Annotated in this window: 17 protein-coding genes and 2 pseudogenes; 12 read left to right on the top strand and 7 right to left on the bottom strand. The window is 71.8% G+C overall.

Annotated elements, in window-relative coordinates:
• Positions 1-22 precede the first annotated feature (22 nt).
• Complete coding sequence (locus tag VXC91_RS25485) at positions 23-529, bottom strand: GNAT family N-acetyltransferase (protein WP_329509664.1); 507 nt, start codon at positions 527-529, stop codon at positions 23-25.
• A 51-nt stretch (positions 530-580) separates the two neighbouring features.
• On the opposite strand from VXC91_RS25485, the gene thpR reads away from it, so the two are divergent.
• Positions 581-1153 (top strand): RNA 2',3'-cyclic phosphodiesterase, encoded by a 573-nt coding sequence (gene thpR, locus VXC91_RS25480; protein WP_329509663.1) that lies wholly within the window; start codon positions 581-583, stop codon positions 1151-1153.
• 250 nt (positions 1154-1403) lie between these two features.
• Here the strand turns inward: thpR and VXC91_RS25475 are convergent, their stop codons facing one another.
• Together VXC91_RS25475 and VXC91_RS25470 are read right to left on the bottom strand one after the other, a co-directional pair.
• Positions 1404-2396: an aldo/keto reductase gene (locus VXC91_RS25475; protein WP_329509662.1), complete on the bottom strand. Its 993-nt coding sequence runs from the start codon at positions 2394-2396 to the stop codon at positions 1404-1406.
• 103 nt (positions 2397-2499) lie between these two features.
• Positions 2500-3183: a GDSL-type esterase/lipase family protein gene (locus VXC91_RS25470; protein ID WP_329509661.1), complete on the bottom strand. Its 684-nt coding sequence runs from the start codon at positions 3181-3183 to the stop codon at positions 2500-2502.
• A 137-nt stretch (positions 3184-3320) separates the two neighbouring features.
• Between VXC91_RS25470 and VXC91_RS25465 the strand changes: the two genes are divergently transcribed.
• Positions 3321-4319: a WD40 repeat domain-containing protein gene (locus VXC91_RS25465; RefSeq protein ID WP_329509660.1), complete on the top strand. Its 999-nt coding sequence runs from the start codon at positions 3321-3323 to the stop codon at positions 4317-4319.
• A 72-nt stretch (positions 4320-4391) separates the two neighbouring features.
• Here the strand turns inward: VXC91_RS25465 and serC are convergent, their stop codons facing one another.
• Both serC and VXC91_RS25455 read right to left on the bottom strand, forming a co-directional pair.
• On the bottom strand, positions 4392-5510 hold the full coding sequence (gene serC, locus VXC91_RS25460) for a phosphoserine transaminase (protein WP_329509659.1): 1119 nt from the start codon (positions 5508-5510) through the stop codon (positions 4392-4394).
• A gap of 139 nt (positions 5511-5649) precedes the next feature.
• Positions 5650-5897, bottom strand: a pseudogene (locus tag VXC91_RS25455) (cytochrome P450); the annotation flags it as partial.
• 110 nt (positions 5898-6007) lie between these two features.
• On the opposite strand from VXC91_RS25455, the gene VXC91_RS25450 reads away from it, so the two are divergent.
• Positions 6008-8995: an FAD-binding and (Fe-S)-binding domain-containing protein gene (locus tag VXC91_RS25450; protein ID WP_329509658.1), complete on the top strand. Its 2988-nt coding sequence runs from the start codon at positions 6008-6010 to the stop codon at positions 8993-8995.
• Positions 8996-9124: 129 nt separating this feature from the next.
• Positions 9125-10252: a lipid II:glycine glycyltransferase FemX gene (locus tag VXC91_RS25445; RefSeq protein WP_329509657.1), complete on the top strand. Its 1128-nt coding sequence runs from the start codon at positions 9125-9127 to the stop codon at positions 10250-10252.
• A gap of 22 nt (positions 10253-10274) precedes the next feature.
• On the opposite strand, the gene VXC91_RS25440 is transcribed toward VXC91_RS25445, so the two are convergent.
• Positions 10275-11228 (bottom strand): EamA family transporter, encoded by a 954-nt coding sequence (locus VXC91_RS25440; protein WP_329509656.1) that lies wholly within the window; start codon positions 11226-11228, stop codon positions 10275-10277.
• A gap of 165 nt (positions 11229-11393) precedes the next feature.
• Positions 11394-11880 (bottom strand): annotated as a pseudogene (locus VXC91_RS25435) (ABC transporter transmembrane domain-containing protein); the annotation flags it as partial.
• Positions 11881-11954: 74 nt separating this feature from the next.
• Here VXC91_RS25435 and VXC91_RS25430 point away from each other — a divergent pair.
• From VXC91_RS25430 to VXC91_RS25395, 8 genes are read left to right on the top strand one after another with little or no spacing between them, the layout of a single operon-like run.
• The gene (locus tag VXC91_RS25430; RefSeq protein WP_408057468.1) at positions 11955-12794 is read left to right on the top strand and encodes a TIGR03084 family metal-binding protein; all 840 of its coding nucleotides are present in this window, start codon (positions 11955-11957) and stop codon (positions 12792-12794) included.
• Complete coding sequence (locus VXC91_RS25425) at positions 12791-14524, top strand: acyclic terpene utilization AtuA family protein (RefSeq protein ID WP_329509654.1); 1734 nt, start codon at positions 12791-12793, stop codon at positions 14522-14524. The genes VXC91_RS25430 and VXC91_RS25425 overlap by 4 nt, the downstream gene beginning before the upstream one ends.
• 37 nt (positions 14525-14561) lie before the next feature.
• On the top strand, positions 14562-16160 hold the full coding sequence (locus VXC91_RS25420) for an acyl-CoA carboxylase subunit beta (protein ID WP_329509653.1): 1599 nt from the start codon (positions 14562-14564) through the stop codon (positions 16158-16160).
• 5 nt (positions 16161-16165) lie between these two features.
• Positions 16166-18007 carry an ATP-binding protein gene (locus tag VXC91_RS25415; protein ID WP_329509652.1) on the top strand — a complete coding sequence of 614 codons (1842 nt, stop codon included), beginning with the start codon at positions 16166-16168 and terminating at the stop codon, positions 18005-18007.
• A 56-nt stretch (positions 18008-18063) separates the two neighbouring features.
• Positions 18064-19224 carry an acyl-CoA dehydrogenase family protein gene (locus VXC91_RS25410; protein WP_329509651.1) on the top strand — a complete coding sequence of 387 codons (1161 nt, stop codon included), beginning with the start codon at positions 18064-18066 and terminating at the stop codon, positions 19222-19224.
• A 36-nt stretch (positions 19225-19260) separates the two neighbouring features.
• Positions 19261-20826: a 4-coumarate--CoA ligase family protein gene (locus tag VXC91_RS25405; protein WP_329509650.1), complete on the top strand. Its 1566-nt coding sequence runs from the start codon at positions 19261-19263 to the stop codon at positions 20824-20826.
• Positions 20823-21560 carry an enoyl-CoA hydratase family protein gene (locus tag VXC91_RS25400; protein WP_329509649.1) on the top strand — a complete coding sequence of 246 codons (738 nt, stop codon included), beginning with the start codon at positions 20823-20825 and terminating at the stop codon, positions 21558-21560. The genes VXC91_RS25405 and VXC91_RS25400 overlap by 4 nt, the downstream gene beginning before the upstream one ends.
• Complete coding sequence (locus VXC91_RS25395) at positions 21548-22147, top strand: TetR/AcrR family transcriptional regulator (protein WP_329509648.1); 600 nt, start codon at positions 21548-21550, stop codon at positions 22145-22147. Before VXC91_RS25400 ends, VXC91_RS25395 begins: the two co-directional genes overlap by 13 nt.
• The last annotated feature ends 32 nt before the right edge of the window (positions 22148-22179 follow it).

The following is a 22179-nucleotide window of genomic DNA, read 5'->3' as shown; positions in this document are numbered from 1 at the left end:
CAGGGGGGCGCCCCCCGCGGTGTCATAGGCGTCGCGCCAGCACCTGCCCCGGCCACGTGTCGTCCCCGATCGTGAAGGCCTCCGTCCGGGTGAAGCCGTTGCGCTCGTAGTAGTCGACGAGCTCGCCGTCGTCGCCCGCATAGCAGTCGACGCGCAGCAGTCGAACCCCCGCGCGCCGGGTTTCCGTGGCCGCGTGGGCGAGCAGTGTGCTGCCGATGCCGCGGCCCGAGAAGCGGTGGTCCACGGCGAGCAGATGGACGTAGCGCTCGGGCTCGTCCACGCGCGGCAGATAGGGGCCCGGCCCGTCGGTGAGGGTGAGCGTGCCCACGGGGATGCCGTCGATCTCCGCGATCCAGGGTTCACCGGTCGTCACGTACGTGCGCACTGTCTCCACGCCTCTGGGCAGTTCGGACCAGGGCCGGCTGCCCCACTGCCGGGTGCGCCCCTGTGAGACGAGCCACTCGACCGCGCCGTCGAGCAGAGCGAGGATCACGGGGATGTCGTCGGTGGTGCCTTTCCGTATCCGCATGTGCTCATGATGGCGGTGGCCGAGCGGTCCGTTCCCTGGAAGGGTGAGGTCATGAGACTCTTCGCAGCGGTGCTGCCGCCTGACGAAGCGATCCGTGAACTCGCCTCCGTCGTGCACATGTTGGAGCGTCTGCCGGGGGCGGACGGGCTGCGCTGGACGGCGCGGCCCGGCTGGCACTTCACGCTCGCGTTCTACGGTGAGGTCGACGAGGAGGTCGTACCGGACCTGTCCGAGCGGCTGGCACGGGCGGCCCGGCGCACCGAGCCGTTTCGGCTGTCCCTGTACAGAGGTGGACGATTCGGCGGCCGGGCGCTGTGGGTGGGCGCGACCGGGGACGCGGCGGCCATGGGGTTGCTCGCCGACCGCGCGGAGTCCGCGGGCCGGAAGGCGGGCGTGGAGATGGGGGAGCACCGCCACTACCGCCCGCATCTGACGCTGGCCCGCGGCGGCCGGGGGGCGGCGGACTTCCGGCCGTACGTCGCGGCACTGGACGTGTTCGCGGGGCGCGAGTGGACGGTGGGGCAGCTGAGCCTGGTCCGCAGTCGGTTGCCGAGGTCCGGGGTGCCGGGGGAGCAGCCGCGGTACGAGACCGTGGATCGGTGGGGGCTCGGCACGGACGGGTGACGAGGCCCGGTTAGTCTCGATACGTGGACCCGAAGACCCGTAACCGGATCATGGCCGGTGTGCTCGTGCTGATGTTCGCGGTGGTGGCGATGGCGGCGGCGGTCGGAAAGTAGCCTGCCGCGAACGCCCTTCCGACGACGACCCCTTGCTCATGGCGAGGAACGTCCTTGTCTCCCGGAAGGGCTTCTTCCGGGAGACAAGGACGGCCTCCGGACGAGGACGGGCCTCGGGGCGCGGCCGGCGCGGCCGACTACCAGGCGAAGGCCTCCGGCGAGGGTCCGGGGCCCGGGAAGATCTCGTCGAGACCGCCCAGGATCTCCTGCGAGAGCTCCAGCTCGACCGCCCGCAGCGCCGACTCCAGCTGTTCGGCGGTGCGCGGGCCGACGATGGGGCCCGTGACCCCGGGGCGGGTCAGCAGCCAGGCCAGGGCCGCCTCGCCGGGTTCGATCCCGTGCTTGTCGAGCAGGTCCTCGTAGGCCTGGACCTGCGCCCGCACGGTGGTGTTGGCGAGGGCGTCGGCGGAGCGGCCGGAGGCGCGCCGACCGCCCTCGACCTCCTTCTTGATGACGCCGCCCAGCAGCCCGCCGTGGAGCGGGGACCACGGGATGACACCGAGGCCGTAGTCCTGCGCGGCCGGGATGACCTCCATCTCGGCCCGGCGTTCGGCGAGGTTGTAGAGGCACTGCTCGCTCACGAGGCCGATGGTGCCGTTCCGGCGGGTGGCGATCTCGTTGGCCTGGGCGATCTTGTAGCCGGGGAAGTTGCTGGATCCGACGTAAAGGATCTTCCCTTGCTGCACCAGGACGTCGATGGCCTGCCAGATCTCCTCGAAGGGGGTCTGCCGGTCGATGTGGTGGAACTGGTACAGGTCGATGTAGTCGGTCTGCAGCCGCTTGAGGCTGGCGTCGACCGCCCGCCGGATGTTGAGGGCGGAGAGCCTGTCGTGGTTGGGCCAGGCGTCGCCGTCCGCGGCCATGTTGCCGTACACCTTGGTGGCGAGAACGACCTTGTCGCGCCTGTCGCCGCCCTTGGCGAACCAGTTGCCGATGATCTTCTCGGTACGGCCCTTGTTCTCGGCCCAGCCGTAGACATTGGCGGTATCGAAGAAATTCAGTCCCGCGTCCAGCGCGCCGTCCATGATGGCGTGGCTGTCGCCTTCGTCGGTCTGTGGGCCGAAGTTCATGGTCCCGAGGACGAGTCGGCTGACCTTGAGTCCTGTGCGTCCGAGCTGCGTGTACTTCATGACTGCCCAGCCAACGGCGTGGAGTGCGCTCTAGGCAAGGGGGACGGGCGCCGCTCGGGTCAGTCGTGGGGGAACTCGTCCGTCTTGAGGGTGAGACCGACGGTCAGGTCCTACCGGCGTCGTACTCCTCGCCCAGCCCCCACCCCTGACACATCGCCCCCGCGAACGCGGCCGCGATCTTGTGCTCCCCGCTCGCGTTCGGGTGCGTGCCGTCGTAGGTGTCGTGGTGGATGTCGTACGACGGTGGGGTCGAGGCCAGCAGGAGCGGCGAGCGGGGTTCGTCCAGGTCCGCCACCGCCTTCGCCAGGAGTTCGTTGAAGAGGGTCACCTCGGTCGCGAACGGGTCGTCCGCCTGTGCCCGGATGTTCGGGATCACGGGGAGCATGACCATGCGGATGTGTGGGTCGGCCGTCCGTGCCCGGGTCACGAACCTCTCCACGTTCTCGGCCGTTTGCTCCGCATTCGTGTAGAAACCCAAGTCGATCAGGCCCAGCGCGACCAGCAGGACGTCCGCGCGCGACTCCCGTACGGCGTCGGCGATCAGCGGCGCCATGTGGAGCCAGCCCTCGCCCCAGCCGGCCAGGTGGGCGCGAGGGAATCCGGGTTCGGCGTACGCGTACGACGTCGGTGCGTCCGTCGCCTTGTCGTACAGCGTCTCGCGCGGGCCGACGAGGGTGAACGGGCCGCCGTAAGTCGCGCACAGGTGCTGCCACAGCCGGTGACGCCATGTGTGTTCGCCCGCGCTGCCGATCGTCATGGAGTCGCCTACGGGCATGAACCTGAGCATCCGCTCATCATGGACGATCGGTGAGGGACGTGGCGCGGACGTATGGGGCGGGACGGTGTGAGGATCGACACGCCCGCCCGGCACCCGCCGGGCGGATCACCCGACCCGTGGACGGTCTCGGATGGCAGGCTTGGGACATGCGTCGATCGCTCGCGTTCCTCCCCGGGGCCCTACTCATCGGTGCGCTCGCCGCGCCGGCGTCCGCCGCAGACAGCGAGGGCGGCGGCAGCAGCGGCTTCACCATCAAGGACCCCCGGATCACCGAGTCCAGTGGGCTCGCGGCCTCACGTCTGCACCCCGGGATCTACTGGACCCACAACGACAGCGACGACGGACCGTACCTCTACGCCGTGGACGGCCGCACCGGGAAGACCGTCGCCACCATCACCCTGCGCGGCGTCGGCACCCCCCGTGACGTCGAGGCCGTCTCCATCGGCCCGGGGAACCAGATCTATGTCGGCGACATCGGCGACAACCTCGACGGCAGCTGGCCGTACGTGTGGATCTACAAGCTGCCAGAGCCCAAGGTGCTCCAGGACCAGACGGTCCGTGCCACGCAGTACGTGGTGAAGTACTCGAACGGGCCCAGGGACGCCGAGTCCCTCGTGGTCCACCCCAGGACCGGGCGCGTCTACATCATCGACAAGAAGGAGGACGGCGGGCACCTCTACGAAGGCCCGGCCGAGCTGTCCCCCACCGGGACGAACGTCTTCCGGCCCGTCGCCCCCGTCGACCTGTGGGCCACCGACGCCGCCTTCTCGCCCGACGGCCGGCAACTCGTCGTACGCGGCTACTTCGGTGGCATCGCCTACGACTGGAACGACGGGCGGATGAAGCGGCAGGGCCGACTCGACGTGCCCCTGCAGCAACAGGGCGAGTCGGTCACGTACACGGCCGACGGATCGAAGCTCCTCTACGGCAGCGAGGGCACCGACAGCCAGGTGCAGGCCGAGAGCGTGACCCACAAGGAGAGCGGCGGCTCCAAGTCGCCCTCCGGGAAGGGGAGTGAGCCGGCCGGGGCCGGTGGAGGTCCGACCCTGAAGGCCGACTACAAGGTCGGCGCCTTGGCTCTCGCCGTGTGCCTCGCCCTCGTCTTCGGCCTCAAGAGGCTGCTGCGCGGCGGCTCGCGCCGGTGACGGGAAGCGGTCACGACAGCGGGGCGCCCGGTGAACACCGGGCGCCCCTCGGCGATTTGGGCGGCGAGAAGGTCAGAGCCGCTCGATCACGTAGTCGACGCACTTCGTCAGCGCCTCGACGTCCGCCGGGTCGATCGCCGGGAACATCGCGATGCGCAGCTGGTTGCGGCCGAGCTTGCGGTACGGCTCGGTGTCGACGATGCCGTTGGCGCGCAGGACCTTGGCGACGGCCGATGCGTCGACCTCGTCCGAGAAGTCGATCGTGCCGATGACCTGGGAGCGCTTGGCCGGGTCGGCGACGAACGGAGTCGCGAACTTCACGTCCTCGGCCCAGCCGTACAGCGTCCGGGCGGAGGTGGCCGTGCGGCGGACGGCGAAGTCCAGCCCGCCCTGTCCGTTGAGCCAGCCCAGCTGCTCGTTGAGCAGGAACAGGGTGGCGAGGGCCGGGGTGTTGTAGGTCTGGTTCTTGCGGGAGTTGTCGATGGCCGTCGGGAGGCTGAAGAACTCCGGGACATGGCGGCCGGAGGCGTGGATGCGCTCGGCGCGCTCGAGCGCGGCGGGCGAGAACACGCCGATCCACAGGCCACCGTCGGAGGCGAACGACTTCTGCGGCGCGAAGTAGTAGACGTCCGTCTCGGTGATGTCGACCGGGAGACCGCCGGCGCCGGAGGTGGCGTCCACGAGGACCAGGGAGCCGGAGTCCGCGCCCTCGACACGCTTGATCGGCGTCGCGACGCCGGTGGACGTCTCGTTGTGGGTGAAGGCGTAGACGTCGACGCCCGCCTCGGCCTCCGGCTCCGGGTGCGAGCCGGGGTCGGAGGAGAGGATCGTGGGCTCGGCGAGCCAGGGGGCGAGCTTCGCGGCCTTGGCGAACTTGGAGGAGAACTCGCCGAAGCTGAGGTGCTGCGACTTGTTCTCGATCAGACCGTGCGTCGCGATGTCCCAGAACGCGGTGGAACCGCCGTTGCCGAGGACGACCTCGTAGCCGTCGGGGAGTTGGAACAGTTCGCGGATACCCTCGCGCACGCTGCCGACCAGGTTCTTGACCGGGGCCTGGCGGTGGGACGTGCCGAGCAGCGAGCTACCCGTGGCGGCGAGGGCGTCCAGCGCCTCCACCCGCACCTTGGAGGGACCCGCGCCGAATCGGCCGTCAGCGGGCTTGAGGTCAGCAGGAATCTGGATATCAGCCACGAGCCGGAGGGTATCCCTTCGGCGAAACCGGGCGGAACCGTGTCCGTTCGATGAGACGACGTCCTCCGACCCATGAACTTGTGCGGAAATACGAGGATCCGTGGCCAGGGTCCGCGAAGATCCTCTGCGCCCTACGGGGCAGCCGTACCGGCAGCTCGACGAGGTCGTACTGGGTCACCACCGGCTTGTGGCGCAGTTCGCTCACCGGGACCGCGAGGTCCAGGGCGGGAAAGGGGCGTAGAGGGCCGGCAGCGCCACCGCCGCCTCCAGCCGCGCCAGGGCCGCCCCGGGGTACACGTACGGACCACGACCGAAGGGGATGTGCCGGTTCTTTGTTTCCCGGGTGATGTCGAAGACGCCCGCGGACGGACCGAGCGCGCGCTGCTCGGGGTGGGCGGACAGGTCGACCAGGGGTGGGCGCAGACCTCACCGGGAGTGCCGTCGGGCCGCGCGGCCGCGGGAGGGGACGGCGGGTCGACCGGATGCATCCTGGGAGCATGAAGGATCGCGAGGAACCACGTCCCGGGGCGGCCGACGTGGACGCCGGTGCCCTGTACGCCGACCTGCGCGCGTCGGTGCGGGGCGCAGTCGAGTTCGGCACGACGGCGAGGGCGCTGCACACCATGGACGCGTCCAACTACCGGCGGGTCCCGCTCGGCGTGGTGGCTCCCCGCGGCGCGGACGACGTGGCCGCGGTGCTGAGTGTGTGCCGGGCGCACGGTGTGCCGGTCGTCGCCCGCGGCGGTGGCACGTCGATCGCCGGGCAGGCCACGGGTACGGGCGTGGTGCTCGACTTCACCCGGCACATGAACGGGATCGTGTCCCTGGACCCCGAGGCGCGCACGGCGGTGGTGCAGCCGGGCCTGGTCCTGGACCGCCTCCAGGAGGCCGCCGCCCCGCACGGCCTGCGCTTCGGCCCCGACCCCTCCACGCACTCCCGCTGCACGCTGGGCGGGATGATCGGCAACAACGCGTGCGGCTCCCACTCCGTGGCCTGGGGCACCACGGCGGACAGCGTGCGCGAGCTGTCGGTGCTCACCGCGCGGGGTGAGGCGCTGACCCTGGGCCGCGGCTGGCAGGGCGCTCCCGAGAGGCTGCGAGCACTGGTGGAGGGTGATCTGGCGCTGCTGCGCACGGGGTATCCGGTCCTCCCGCGACGCATCTCCGGGTATGCGCTGGACGCGCTGCTCCCGGAGAAGGGCGCAGACGTGGCCCGCTCCTTCTGCGGCTCCGAGGGCACCCTGGGCGTTCTGACGGAGGCGGTCGTGGACCTCGTCCGGACGCCGCGGGCCCGGGTGCTCACCGTGCTGGCGTACCCGGACGAGAGCGCGGCCGCTCAGGCGGCGGCCGGACTGCTGCCCTACGGCCCGCTGACGGTGGAGGGCATGGCCGCCGATCTCGTACCGCCGTCGGCGGGGCTGCCGCGTGGGGGTGCCTGGCTGTTCGTGGAGGTGGGCGGCGCGAGTGAGGCGGAGGCACGCGCGCAGGCGGAGACGATCGTCCGCGCGGCCGACGTGGCGGACGCGGTGGTGGTCGCGGATCCGGCCGGGCAGCGCGCGCTGTGGCGCCTGCGCGAGGACGCGAGCGGCACGGCGACACGGACGCCGGACGGTGGGGGAGAGGCCTGGCCGGGCTGGGAGGACTGCGCGGTACCGCCGGCCCGACTCGGCGACTATCTGCGGGACTTCAGACGCCTGCTGGCCGACCACGGTCTGCGCGGCACGCCCTACGGCCACTTCGGGGACGGCTGCATCCACGTACGCATCGACTTCGACCTCATGACGGCGGCGGGCATCGCCCGCTTCCGCCGTTTCTCCGAGGAGATCGCCGAACTGGTCGTCTCCCATGGCGGCTCGCTCTCCGGGGAACACGGCGACGGCCAGGCACGGGCGGAGCTGCTGCCGAAGATGTACGGACCGGACCTGGTCGCGCTGTTCGAGCGGGCCAAGGACGTCTGGGACCCGGACGACCTGCTCAACCCGGGGATGCTGGTGCGCCCGGCCCGCCTCGACGAGAACCTGCGATTCGCGGTACTGCCCCGCGAGCCGGTGGACGTCGTCTTCGGCTACCCGGCGGACGGCGGCGACTTCTCGGCGGCGGTCCGCAGGTGCGTGGGGGTCGCCAAGTGCCGTACGACGACGGTGTCCGGTGCGGGCGTGATGTGCCCCTCGTTCCGGGCGACCGGCGCGGAGGAGCACTCCACCCGAGGGCGGGCACGGCTGCTGCACGAGATGCTGGCGGGCGAGGTCGTCACCGACGGCTGGCGTTCGACGGAGGTACGGGACGCCTTGGACCTGTGCCTGTCCTGCAAGGGCTGCCGGACGGACTGCCCGGTCGGCGTCGACATGGCCACGTACAAGGCGGAGTTCCTGCACCACCACTACGCGGGGCGGCGCAGACCGGCCGCACACTACGCGATGGGGTGGCTGCCGGTGTGGCTGCGAGCGGTCGCCCGCACGAGGACCGCGCCGGTGGTCGACGCGCTCGCGTCCGTCGGGCCGTTGGCGGCGCTGGGCAGGCGACTGGGTGGGATCGCCCCCGAGCGGGAGATTCCGCGGCCGGCGCGGGAGACGTTCACCCGGTGGTGGCGGCGGGAGTCCGGCGGGCGGGCGCGGAAAGGCGCCGGGACGGGTGGCGGCTCGCGCGTCGTCCTGTGGCCCGACACCTTCACGGAGCACCTGTCGCCGTCCGTGGGCAAGGCGGCCGTCCGGGTGCTGGAGGCGGCGGGCCTGAGCGTGGTCCTGCCACCCACGGCGCGCACGAGGACAGGGCGGCCGGGCGGCGCACGGCTGACGGTCCGCCACGGCCGGGTCTGCTGCGGCCTGACCTACATCTCCACGGGCCAGCTGGAGCGTGCCCGCACCGTCCTGCGCCGGACGCTCGACCTGATGGACCCCGTGCTCGCGGCCGGTCTCCCGGTGGTCGTCCTCGAGCCGAGCTGCGCGGCAGCGCTCCGCACCGACCTGCCGGAGCTGCTGCACGACGATCCGCGGGCGGCCCGTCTCGCCTCCGCGGTGGTCACGTTCGCCGAGGCGCTGGAGCGCCTGGCCCCCGACTGGACTCCCCCCGGGGTGAACCGCCCGGCGGTCGGCCAGACCCACTGTCACCAGCACGCCGTCCTGGGCGACGCGGCCGAGCGCAGGCTGCGCGCGGCCGCGGGCCTGACCGGTGAGCTGAGCGGCGGGTGCTGCGGGCTGGCGGGCGACTTCGGCTTCACGAAGGGTCACTTCGAGGTGTCGAAGGCGTGTGCGGAGGACCAGCTGCTCCCGGCGGTGGCGGCGGCACCCGACGACGCGGTGGTTCTGGCGGACGGCTACTCCTGCCGCACCCAGCTGGAACAGCTCGCGGGCCGGAAGGCGCGGCACCTGGCGGAGGTACTCGCGGACGGGCTGGAACGAGTCCGGGACGGGGGACGAAGGAGTGACGACCAACGCGGTGAACTCCCGGCGATGACGTGGCGGCACGGGAGGTCCTCGGAAGGATGAAGGAGCGGGGTCGAACGGCCCTCGACCCGGCCGGTGACCGCGACACTTCCGGCGCCCGGAGCCGAATCCGGTCCGTCGGCGTCCGTATCGGCGTCGGCTGTCGCCCATCACCACCCCAGGAGCCCCCGCATGACCCTCCGTATCCGACCCGTCTCGCGGGAAGAACACCTGGCGTTCATCGCCTCACGCCCGTCCGCCAGCCATCTGCAGCTGCCCTCCTGGGGCGATGTGAAGTCGGACTGGCGGGCGGAGAGCCTCGGCTGGTTCGAGGAGGACGGTGACGGGGGGCCGGTCGGAGTGGGCCTGGTCCTGCTGCGCCCGCTGCCCAGGCTCAAGCGGTACCTGGCCTATCTGCCCGAGGGCCCGGTCATCGACTGGTATGCGCCGGACCTCGGCCGATGGCTCGAGCCGCTGGTCGTGTATCTGAAGAGCCGCGGCGTCTTCTCGGTGAAGATGGGTCCGCCCGTGGTGGCGCGCCGCTGGAGTGCGGACGCCGTCAAGGCGGCGATCGCGGACCCCGGCGCGCGGCGGCTGCGGGACGTGCCGGCGACCGAGCAGGAGCCGCGCGCGGCCGAGGTCGCGGACCGGCTGCGCCGCATGGGCTGGCGTCAGACGGAGCCGGGTGGCTCGGAGGGCTTCGCGGCCGGCCAGCCCCGGTACGTCTTCCAGGTGCCGCTCGCGGGGCGGACGCTGGAGGACGTCCAGCGCGGCCTCAACCAGCAGTGGCGCCGCAACGTGAAGAAGGCCGAGAAGGCGGGCGTGAAGGTGGTCCGCGCAGGCTACGACGACCTGCCCGCCTTCTACGCCCTGTACACCGAGACCGCCGAGCGCGACCGCTTCATCCCGCGCCCGCTGCCGTACTTCCAGCGGATGTGGACCGCGCTCACGGCGGAGGACCCGGACCGTATGCGGCTCTACCTCGCCCACCACGACGGCGAGGTCCTGGCCGCCGCGACGATGCTGACGGTCGGCACACACGTCTGGTACTCGTACGGCGCCTCCACCGGTCGCAGGCGCGAGGTCCAGCCGAACAACGCCATCCAGTGGCGCATGCTCACCGACGCCCACGAAGGGGGCGCCGCCGTCTACGACCTGCGCGGCATCACCGACACCCTGGAGGAGTCCAACCACCTCCTGGGCCTGCTCCGCTTCAAGGTCGGCACGGGCGGACAGGCGGTCGAGTACCTGGGCGAGTGGGACCTGCCGCTCAACCGCCTGCTGCACAAGGCGCTGGATCTGTACGTGTCGCGCCGGTGAGGCGGCTCGCCGGCGATGCCGCTCAGGCCTCCGGCTCGGCGACCGGCCTGCCCCGCCCGACCTGCGTCCGCACCGCGCCCATGCTCGCGGCGATGACCAGCGCGATCGCCACCGCCTGATGCGTGTTCAGGGACTGGCCGAGCACCAGGAAGCCGGCGGTCGCCGCGACCGCCGGTTCCAGGCTCATCAGGATCGCGAAGGTGGAGGCCGGCAGGCGGCGCAGGGCGAGCAGTTCCAGGGTGTAGGGCAGGACCGAGGAGAGCATCGCCACGGCCACACCCAGGCCGATCGTGGTCGGCACGAGCAGCTTCGTGCCCGACTCGGCGATCCCCAGCGGCACGAACGCCACGGCCGCGACCGCCATCGCGAGGGCGAGCCCGTCGGCCTGGGGGAAGCGCCGTCCCGTGCGGGCGCTGAAGACGATGTACGCCGCCCACATCGCTCCGGCCGAGAGCGCGAAGCCGACGCCCACCATGTCGAGGTTCCCGAACCCTCCACCGCCGAGCAGGAAGACGCCGGCGAGTGCGAGGCCCGCCCAGACCAGGTTCACCGCACGCCGGGAGGCGAGCACCGAGAGGGCCAGCGGGCCGAGGACCTCCAGGGTGACCGCGGGGCCCAGGGGGATGCGGTCCACGGCCTGGTAGAAGAGACCGTTCATCGCGGCCATGGTGATGCCGAAGACGACGACCGTGCCCCAGTCCGCGCGCGCGTGCCCGCGCAGCCGGGGCCGGCAGACCAGAAGCAGGACGACGGCCGCCACGACGAGTCGCAGAGTGACGACTCCGAGCGCTCCGGCCCGTGGCATCAGGCTGACCGCGAGTGCCCCGCCGAACTGCACGGAGACACCCCCGGCGAGGACCAGCCCCACGGGCCCGAGGGATCCACGGCGGTGCGGCCCGCCGGGCACCGGGTGCATGGAATCCGGTCCGGTGGCGACCGATGCCGGGGTGGAGGGGGCGGCGCTGGGCGTGTTCACGGGGCCTTCCAGTGCGGTTGACTCGGGGTTCGTTCAGTGTCATGCACCTGATGGTCCAGGGTAGTGGACTGCGTCAGGTGTGTGAACCCATGATGCGCCTGTACGGGGGACGCCGGGTGGGGGTCAGACGTCGTGCCAGGGTGTTTCGTCGCGGAACAGGGGGCTGACCTGCACGAGTTGTTCGTACGCCGCGTTGAGACGGGTCGAGCGGACGAGGCGCGGACCATGCCCTCGCTCCCTGGCCCGGCCGCCTGCGTTCGGCGTCCCGGTGGTCGTACGCCTGGGTCGGGACGATGCTGCCGATCGACTTCCCGGCCACGGAGGTGATCGCGCCGTCGGCGACCCGGCCCTCATGCGAGACGTCCTTGATGGAGCCCGTGAAGCGGCGGGCCGCCGACCAGGACAGCGGCGCGAGGACGAAGGTGGCCGCGGCCGGGTCCCAGCGCAGCCAGAACGCGGCAGCCGCGTGGAAGAGCGCGCTGAAGGCCGCCGGGGCCGCGCCGACGAGACCGGACACCAGCATGGTCTCGGTCGCCTCGACGTCACCGGTCAGCCGATGCAGCGGATCGCCCTGCCGGTGCTGTTGGAAGAAGTGCGGCGGCAACTGCTGTACGTGGCCGAAGACATGCTCACGCAGCCGCATCACGAACCTGCTCGGCCGCCCAGTGAGATCCCTGACACCGACGATCCATGCAAGCATGCTTGCTTGTTTCTGCTCCCGCTGCCATGCTCCCCACGCACACCGTCGTGCCCCGAGGGGAGCGCATCGTGTCCGACGCATCGTCCGTGATCGACGATCTGAGCCGGGAGAGCGAGGAACTCGACCGGCTCGTGGCCGAGTTGGAGGAGTCCCGCTGGGCGCTTGCCACACCCGCCCCGGGCTGGACCGTCGCCCACCAGATCGCGCATCTCGCCTGGACGGACCGGGCCGCCCTGCTCGCCGTCACCGACGCCGAGGCGTTCGGCACAGAGGTGGGGAAGGCGCTCGCATCCCCCGGCACCTGGGTCGACGAGGCCGCCCGCGTCGGCGCCGCGCTGCCGCCGGCCCGGCTGCTGTCCACGTGGCGGGAGGGTCGTGCCGCTCTCGACCGCGCCCTGCGCGCCGCGCCCTCCGGCACTCGCTTCCCCTGGTACGGGCCGCCCATGTCGGTCGCGTCCATGGCCACCGGCCGGCTGATGGAGACCTGGGCGCACGGACAGGACGTCGCCGACACGCTCGGGGTGACGCGTGCCCCCGCGGACCGGTTGCGCCATGTGGTCCGTATCGGCGTACGGGCGCGCGACTTCGCCTTCGGCGTACGGGGGTTGAGTGCACCGCCGGAGGAGTTCCGGGTGGAACTGGTCGCGCCCTCGGGGAAGGACGTCTGGACGTACGGGCCCGAGGACGCCACCCAGCGGGTGACCGGCCTCGCGCTCGACTTCTGCCTGCTGGTCACCCAGCGCGCGAACCGTGCCGACCTGGCGGTCCGGGCCGAGGGGCCGGACGCCGACCAGTGGCTGGACATCGCGCAGGCGTTCGCGGGACCGCCGGGCGTAGGACGGGCGCCGAAGGGCGAGGGCCGGTGACTCCCCGTCCCCTCCGCATCGGCAACGCCTCCGGCTTCTACGGCGACCGCTTCGACGCCCTGCGCGAGATGCTCACCGGCGGTCCGCTCGACGTCGTCACCGGCGACTACCTCGCCGAGCTGACCATGCTGATCCTCGGCCGCGATCGCCTGAAGAACCCCGCCGGAGGCTACGCACGCACGTTCCTGGGGCAGTTGGAGGAGTGCCTGGGCCTCGCCCACGAGCGGAACGTGCGGATCGTGACGAACGCCGGAGGCCTCAATCCGGCCGGACTGGCGGCTGCGGTACGGGAGTCGGCCGACCGACTGGGGATCCCGGTACGGGTGGCCCATGTCGAGGGCGACGATCTCACCGCTTCCCTCTCCCGAGGTCCCGACTCCGTTCGACCAGGGGCCCCGATGGGCGTCCTCGCCGCCCATGCCTATCTCGGCGGCCACGGCATCGCCGCGTGCCTGCGCGAGGGCGCCGACGTCGTGGTCACCGGCCGAGTGACGGACGCCGCGCTCGTCGCCGGGCCCGCCCTCGCCCACTTCGGCTGGGGACCGACCGAGTACGACCGGCTGGCGGGCGCGGTGGTGGCCGGGCACGTCCTGGAGTGCGGGGCACAGGCCACCGGTGGCAATTACGCCTTCTTCACCGCCCATTCGCCCGAGCTGCTGCGCCGGCCCGGCTTCCCGCTGGCCGAACTCCACGAGGACGGCAGCAGTGTGATCACCAAGCATGAGGGGACCGGCGGTGTCGTGGACGTCGGCACGGTCACCGCCCAGCTGCTCTACGAGACGGCGGGCGCCCGGTACGCGGGTCCCGATGTCACCGCCCGCCTCGACACGGTCCGCCTCACCCAGGAAGGTCCCGATCGGGTGCGGATCGAGGGCGTGCGAGGGGAGGCGCCGCCCCCGGCCCTGAAGGTCGGCCTGAACCGCCTCGGCGGCTTCCGCAACGAGGTCGTCTTCGTGCTGACCGGGCTCGACATCGAGGCCAAGGCCGCGCTGGTGAGGGCACAGATGGAGGCGGCGCTGGACGCGGCCAAGTCCCGCCCCGCACACGTACGGTGGGACCTCGCCCGCACCGACCGTCCCGACGCCGCGACCGAGGAGACGGCGAGCGCCCTGCTCCGGATGGTCGTGCGCGACCCCGCCGAGGAGACGGTGGGCCGGGCGCTCAGCGGCGCCGCGATCGAGCTGGCGCTCGCGAGTTACCCCGGATTCCATGTGGTCGCGCCACCGGGGAAGGGATCACCGTACGGGGTCTTCCAGTCGATCCACGTGGACCGGGACACCGTGGAAGAGGTGGCGGTGCTCCACGACGGCCGGCGTATCGCCGTGGCCCCGGTCGGCGACACCCGCCTCCTCCAGGAGGCGCCCCAGCCGCCCCTGCCGGAGCCGCCGGCCCCGGGCCCGACCCGACGTGCGCCCCTCGGCCGTGTCGCCGGGGCCCGCAGCGGGGACAAGGGCGGTGACGCCAACGTCGGGGTGTGGGTGCGTACGGAGGAGGCCTGGCGCTGGCTCGCCCACACCCTGACCGTCGACCGCTTCCGCGAGCTCCTGCCCGAGACGGCCGACCTCACCGTCGTCCGTCACGTCCTGCCGAACCTGCGCGCCCTCAACTTCGTCGTCGAGGGGATCCTCGGCGAGGGCGTCGCCGCGCAAGCCCGATTCGACCCACAGGCCAAGGGCCTCGGCGAATGGCTGCGCGCCCGCCACCTCGACCTGCCGGAGGCCCTCCTGTGACCCCCGCCCGCCCGTCCGAGATCCCGGAGGCCCGCCCGTGACGGTCCTTTCCACGGCCGTGGACGCCGACGACCCCGGCCACCGGGCCAACCGCGACGCCATGCTCGCCAAGCTCGCCGAACTCGACGCCGAGCACGCCAAGGCGCTGGCGGGCGGCGGCGAGAAGTACGTCGAGCGGCACCGCGGGCGCGGCAAGCTGCTTGCCCGCGAGCGCATCGAACTGCTCCTCGACCCGGACACGCCGTTCCTGGAACTGTCCCCGCTCGCCGCCTGGGGCAGCGACTACACGGTGGGCGCCTCGCTCGTGACCGGCATCGGCGTCGTCGAGGGCGTCGAGTGCCTGATCACCGCGAACGACCCGACCGTTCGCGGGGGCGCCAGCAACCCGTGGAGCCTGAAGAAGGCCCTGCGCGCCAACGACATCGCGCTCGCCAACCGGCTGCCGTGCATCAGCCTTGTCGAGTCGGGCGGCGCCGACCTGCCGTCGCAAAAGGAGATCTTCATCCCCGGCGGGGCCATCTTCCGCGACCTCACGCGGCTGTCCGCCGCCGGAATCCCCACGGTCGCGGTCGTCTTCGGGAACTCCACGGCCGGCGGCGCCTACATACCGGGCATGTCCGACCACGTGATCATGGTCAAGGAGCGCGCCAAGGTCTTCCTGGGCGGTCCGCCGCTCGTGAAGATGGCCACCGGCGAGGAGAGCGACGACGAGTCGCTGGGTGGCGCCGAGATGCACGCGCGCGTGTCGGGTCTCGCCGACTACTTCGCCGTCGACGAGCAGGACGCCCTGCGCCAGGCCCGCCGCGTGGTGGCGCGCCTCAACCACCGCAAGGCGTACCCCGATCCGGGCGCGGCGATCCCGCCCGAGTACGACGCGGAGGAGCTCCTCGGCATCGTGCCCGGCGACCTGAAGGTGCCCTTCGACCCGCGCGAGGTCATCGCCCGTATCGTCGACGCCTCCGACTTCGACGAGTTCAAGCCGCTGTACGGCAGGAGCCTGTGCACCGGCTGGGCGAGCCTGCACGGTTATCCGGTCGGGGTGCTGGCGAACGCCCAGGGGGTGCTCTTCAGCGAGGAGTCCCAGAAGGCGGCCCAGTTCATCCAGCTCGCCAACCAGCGGGACATACCACTGCTGTTCCTGCACAACACCACCGGCTACATGGTCGGCAAGGAGTACGAGCAGGGCGGCATCATCAAGCACGGCGCGATGATGATCAACGCGGTGTCCAACAGCCGGGTGCCGCATCTGTCCGTGCTCATGGGCGCCTCCTACGGGGCGGGGCACTACGGCATGTGCGGAAGGGCGTACGACCCGCGCTTCCTGTTCGCCTGGCCGAGCGCCAAGTCAGCCGTCATGGGCCCGCAGCAGCTCGCCGGCGTCCTGTCCATCGTCGCCCGGCAGTCCGCGGCGGCGAAGGGACGGCCCTACGACGAGGACGCCGACGCCGCCCTGCGCGCCATGGTGGAGCAGCAGATCGAGTCCGAGTCCCTGCCGATGTTCCTGTCCGGGCGGCTGTACGACGACGGGGTCATCGACCCCCGCGACACCCGCACCGTCCTCGGCCTGTGCCTGTCCGCGATCCACACGGCGCCCTACGAGGGTGCGCGTGGCGGATTCGGCGTCTTCCGGATGTGAGGCCCGTGATTACTTCCGTTCTGGTGGCGAACCGCGGTGAGATCGCCTGCCGCATCGTCCGTACCTGCCGTGAGCTGGGCATCCGCACCGTCGCCGTGCACTCCGACGCCGATGCGGGCGCGCTCCATACCCGTGTGGCCGACGCGGTGGTCCGGCTGCCCGGGGCGGTACCCGCCGAGACGTATCTGCGCGGCGACCTGATCGTGAAGGCCGCCCTCGCGGCGGGCGCCGACGCCGTGCACCCCGGGTACGGCTTCCTCTCGGAGAACGCCGGCTTCGCGCGTGCGGTGCTGGACGCGGGCCTGGTGTGGATCGGCCCCCCGCCGGAGGCGATCGAGGCGATGGCCTCGAAGACCCGGGCGAAGAAGCTGATGGGCCTGGAGTCACTGGCCACGGTCACCGGCGACGACCTGCCCGTCCTGGTCAAGGCGGCGGCCGGCGGCGGCGGGCGCGGCATGCGTGTCGTACGGGACCTCGACGCCCTGGACGCCGAGCTGACGGCGGCGCGCGCCGAGGCGCTGAGCGCATTCGGGGACGACGAGGTCTTCGTGGAGCCGTACGTCGAAGGGGGACGCCATGTCGAGGTACAGGTCCTCGCCGACATGCACGGCACGGTATGGGCGCTCGGCACCCGGGACTGTTCCCTCCAGCGACGTCACCAGAAGGTGATCGAGGAGGCCCCCGCGCCGGGGCTGACTCCGGAACTCGCCGACCACGTGTGCGCGATGGCCGTACGGGCCGCCCGCGCGGTCGACTACGTGGGGGTGGGCACGGTGGAGTTCCTGGTCGCGGGAGACCGGGCGCACTTCCTCGAGATGAACACCCGGCTCCAGGTGGAACACCCGGTCACGGAGGCCGTGTTCGGGATCGACCTGGTGGCCCTGCAGATCCGGGTTGCCGAGGGCGCGGCCCTGGACGGCGAACCGCCACGCGCGCACGGCCACGCGGTCGAAGCCCGTCTGTACGCCGAGGACCCGGCACGTCAGTGGGCTCCGCAGACCGGCACGCTGCACCGCCTCGCGGTCCCGGACGTGCGCCTGGACACCGGGTACGCGGACGGTGACGAGATCGGGGTCCACTACGACCCGATGCTCGCCAAGGCCGTCGCCCACGCCCCCACGCGCGCGGAGGCGATCCGCCAGCTGGCGAGCGCCCTGGAACGGGCGGAGGTCCACGGCCCGGCGACCAACAGGGATCTGCTCGTGCGGTCCCTGCGCCACGAGGAGTTCACCGCGGCCCGGATGGACACGGGCTTCTACGAACGGCATCTGGCCGGGCTGACCGAGCCCGTGCCCGCCCCGTACGCCGCCCTGGCCGCCGCGCTCGCGGACGCGCACGGCCGCTCGCGGTTCGGCGGCTGGCGCAACCTGCCGTCGCAGCCGCAGGCCAAGCGGTATCTGGTGGGCGGCGAGGAGCACGAGGCCCGCTACTGGCACACACGCGAGGGCCTGGCGGCGGACGGGGTGCGCGTGGTGCACGCCGACTCCGGTCTCGTCGTCCTCGAAGTGGACGGGGTGCAGAGGAAGTTCCGGGTGTCCCGGTACGGCGACCAGGTGTATGTCGGCTCGACCGCCCTCACCGCCCTGCCCCGCTTCCGTGCACCCACCGCCGACCACGCCCCAGGGTCCCTGCTCGCGCCGATGCCGGGAACGGTCGTGCGGGTGGCCGAGGGCTTGACCGTCGGAGCCGCCGTTCAGGCCGGCCAGCCACTGCTCTGGCTGGAGGCGATGAAGATGGAACACAAGATCACGGCGCCGGTCACCGGCACGTTGAGCGCTCTCCACGCGGGTCCCGGCCGGCAGGTCGAGGTCGGCGCACTGCTGGCAGTGGTGCAGAGCGCCCCGTGAGAGGCGCGGGGAGCCGCGTGAGCAACCACGTACAAACTCGCACTCGGGAGACCAGCATGAGCCCCGTCATCGAGACCGACGAACAGCAAGCCCTCCGCTCGGCCGTGGCCGCACTCGGCAAGCGCTACGGTCGCGACTACCTCACCACCGTCATCGCCGAGAACCGGCATCCCACCGAACTCTGGGCCGAAGCCGCCAAGTTGGGCTATCTCGGCGTCAACCTGCCGGAGGCCTACGGAGGCGGAGGCGGCGGCATAGCCGAACTCTCCATCGTGCTCGAAGAGCTGGGCGCCGCGGGCTGCCCCCTCCTCATGCTCGTCGTCTCGCCGGCGATCTGCGGCACGGTCATCGCCCGGTTCGGCACGGAGGCACAGAAACGACAGTGGCTGCCGGGCCTGGCGGACGGCAGCCGCACCATGGCCTTCGGCATCACCGAGCCCGACGCCGGCTCCAACTCGCACCGCATCACCACCACTGCACGCCGCGACGGCGCCGACTGGGTCCTCACCGGCCGCAAGGTGTTCATCTCCGGAGTCGACATAGCCGACGAGACCCTGATCGTCGGCCGTACCCAGGACGCCCGTACCGGAAAGCTCAAGCCCTGCCTGTTCGTCGTCCCACGGGACACGGCCGGCTTTGGGCGGCGGCGAATCGACATGGAACTGTCCGGCGCGGAGAAGCAGTTCGAGCTGACCCTCGACGACGTACGGCTGCCCGCCGACGCGCTCGTCGGCGACGAGGACGCGGGACTGCTCCAGTTGTTCGCCGGACTCAACCCCGAACGTGTGATGACCGCCGCCTTCGCGATCGGAATGGGCCGCTACGCGCTCTCCCGGGCCGTCGAGTACGCGCGCGACCGCACCGTGTGGAAGCAGCCCATCGGCGCCCACCAGGCGGTCGCCCATCCCCTGGCGCAGGCCCACATCGACCTCGAACTGGCCCGCCTGATGATGCAGAAGGCTGCCTTCCTGTACGACTCCGGGGACGACGTCGCCGCGGGCGAGGCCGCCAACATGGCCAAATACGCCGCAGGTGAGGCCTGTGTGAAGGCCGTCGACCAGGCCGTGCACACCCTCGGCGGCAACGGCCTCACGCGCGAGTTCGGGCTCGCCTCTCTCATCACGGCCGCGCGCGTGTCTCGTATCGCACCGGTGAGCCGGGAGATGATTCTCAACTACGTCTCCCACCAGACCCTGGGGCTGCCGAAGTCCTACTAGCCCCGCAGGCGTACCGCAGCCGTACGAGGAGGAACCGTGTTCCGAAGCCAGTACGTGGACGTCCCGGCCGTCGACATCCCCATCCACGAAGCGGTCCTGGGCCGGGCCGCCGAGTTCGGTGAGCTGCCCGCCCTGATCGACGGGGTGGACGGCACCACGCTCACCTACGAACAACTCGACCGGTTCCACCGGCGGTTGGCCGCCGCCCTTGCCGAAGCCGGTGTGCGCAAGGGCGACGTCCTCGCCCTGCACAGTCCCAACACCATCGCATTCCCGACCGCTTTCTACGCCGCCACGCGCGCGGGGGCCTCGGTCACCACCGTGCACCCGCTCGCCACGGCGGAGGAGCTCGCCAAGCAGCTGCGTGACTCGGCCGCCCGATGGATCGTCACCGTGTCACCTCTCCTGGAGACGGCGCGCACGGCCGCCGAGAAGGCGGGCGGTGTACAGGAGATCTTCGTCTGCGACAGCGCGCCCGGTCACCGCTCCCTGATCGACATGCTGGCGACGGCCGCGCCCGAACCCCAGGTCGACATCGACCCGGTGGAGGACGTCGCGGTCCTCCCGTACTCGTCCGGAACCACGGGCATGCCCAAGGGCGTGATGCTCACGCACCGCCAGATCGCCACGAATCTCGCCCAGATACGCCCGCTCATCGGGACGGGGCCGGGCGAGCGGATCCTCGCCGTGCTGCCCTTCTTCCACATCTACGGCATGACGGCCCTCATGAACGCACCCCTGCGGCAGGGGGCCACGGTGGTCGTGCTGCCGCGCTTCGACCTGGACACCTTCCTGGCGTCCATCCAGAACCACCGCATCACCGGCCTGTACGTGGCGCCGCCGATCGTTCTGGCCCTCGCCAAGCACCCGACCGTCGCGCGGTACGACCTGTCGTCCCTGAAGTACATCATCAGCGCCGCCGCGCCCCTGGACGCCCAGCTGGCGGTGGCCTGTGCCGAGCGCCTCGGCCTGCCGCCCATCGGCCAGGGCTACGGCATGACGGAGCTGTCCCCGTGCACCCATGTCGTGCCCCTGGACGCCCACGACGCGCCTGGCGGCACGGTCGGCAAGCTGGTACCCGGCACCGAGATGCGCATACTCTCCCTCGACGATCCCGACAAGGACCTGGGCGTCGGCGAAGCCGGGGAGATAGCCATCCGCGGCCCCCAGGTGATGAAGGGCTACCTGGGACAACGCGAGGCCACCGACGCGATGATCGACCGGGACGGCTGGCTGCACACCGGGGACATCGGCCATGTCGACGCCGACGGCTGGCTCTTCGTCGTCGACCGTGTCAAGGAGCTCATCAAGTACAAGGGATTCCAGGTGGCTCCCGCCGAACTGGAGGCCCTTCTGCTGACCCACCCGAAGATCGCGGATGCCGCCGTCATCGGCGTCTACGACGACGACAACAACGAGGTCCCGCACGCCTTCGTGGTACGTCAGCCGGGCGCGGACGAGCTTTCCGAGGGCGAGGTCATGATGTACGTCGCCGAACGCGTCGCCCCCTACAAGCGCGTCCGGCGCGTCACCTTCGTCGACGGGGTGCCGCGGGCCGCCTCCGGGAAGATCCTCCGCCGGCAGCTCAGGGAGCGCTCGTGAGCGAACTCGTACGCATCGCGGACGACCGCGGCATCACCACCCTCACCCTCGACTCGCCCGGCAACCGCAACGCCCTGTCGGGTGCGCTCGTCGGCGCCCTGGCGGAGGCGCTCACCCGCTGCGGCAAGGACCACGACGTACGGGCCGTCGTCCTCACCCACACCGGGAACACCTTCTGCGCGGGCGCCGACCTGCGCGATCCACCGCACCCGGAGGCCCTGGTCGGACTGTTGCGGCAGATCGTCGAGCTGTGCAGACCCGTGGTCGCCCGGGTGAGCGGTCACGTACGGGCAGGCGGCCTCGGCCTGCTGGGCGCCTGTGACATCGCGGCCGCCTCGGCCGAGGCCACCTTCGCCTTCACCGAGGTGCGCATCGGCGTCGCCCCGGCCGTCATCTCCCTGCCCCTGCTGCCGCGCGCGGACCCCCGCGCCCTCGCCCGCTACTACCTCACCGGCGAACGCTTCGACGCCGCCGAGGCCGTGCGCACCGGGCTGCTCACCGTGGCGGGCGACGACGTCGACACGGTGCTCGCACCCGTGCTCGACGGGCTGCGCAGGGCCTCGCCCCAGGGCCTGGCCGAGACAAAACAACTGCTCACGGCTAGTGTGCTGGAGACCTTCGACCGGGACGCGGCCGACCTGACCGCGCTCTCGGCCCGGCTGTTCGCCTCCCCGCAGGCCCGCGAGGGGATGACTGCCTTCCTCGAGCGACGGGACCCCGCATGGGTGGTGTGAGCGCGGTCGAACGCGTTCCCAAGCAGGACCGCAGCCGAGCCACCCGGCAGCGGCTCCTGGAGGCCGCCGTGGCCTGTCTCGCCGAACACGGCTGGGCAGGCTCCACGGTCGCCGTCGTCGCCGAACGCGCCGGCGTCTCCCGGGGAGCGGCGCAGCACCACTTCCCCACCCGTGAGGACCTGTTCACGGCCGCCGTCGAGTACGTTGCCGAAGAGCGCTCCACGGCGATACGCGCCCTGTTCCCGGAGGGCCCGGCCGACCGCCGCGCGGTGGTCGCCGCCCTGGTCGACCTGTACACCGGGCCCCTGTTCCGCGCCGCCCTGCATCTGTGGGTCGCCGCCTCCGACGAGGATCAGCTGCGGCCGCGCGTGACGGAGCTGGAGGCCCGCGTCGGCCGCGAGACCCACCGCATCGCCGTGGACCTGCTCGGCGCCGACGAATCACGCCCCGGCGTCCGCGAAACCGTCCAGGGGCTGCTCGACATGGCCCGCGGTCTGGGCCTCGCCAATCTGCTCACCGACGACGGGGCCCGCCGGGACCGGGTGGTGGCCCAGTGGGCCGTGCTGCTGGAGGAGTCGCTGGGCTGAGCGCGGCCCACCGTCAGGCGGCCCGATAGTGC

Origin of the sequence: Streptomyces chiangmaiensis (genome assembly GCF_036281785.1) — a bacterium.
Taxonomy (GTDB): Bacteria; Actinomycetota; Actinomycetes; order Streptomycetales; family Streptomycetaceae; genus Streptomyces; species Streptomyces chiangmaiensis.
Note: the sequence above shows the minus strand (reverse complement) of the source record. Positions and strands in the feature narration are given on the sequence as shown.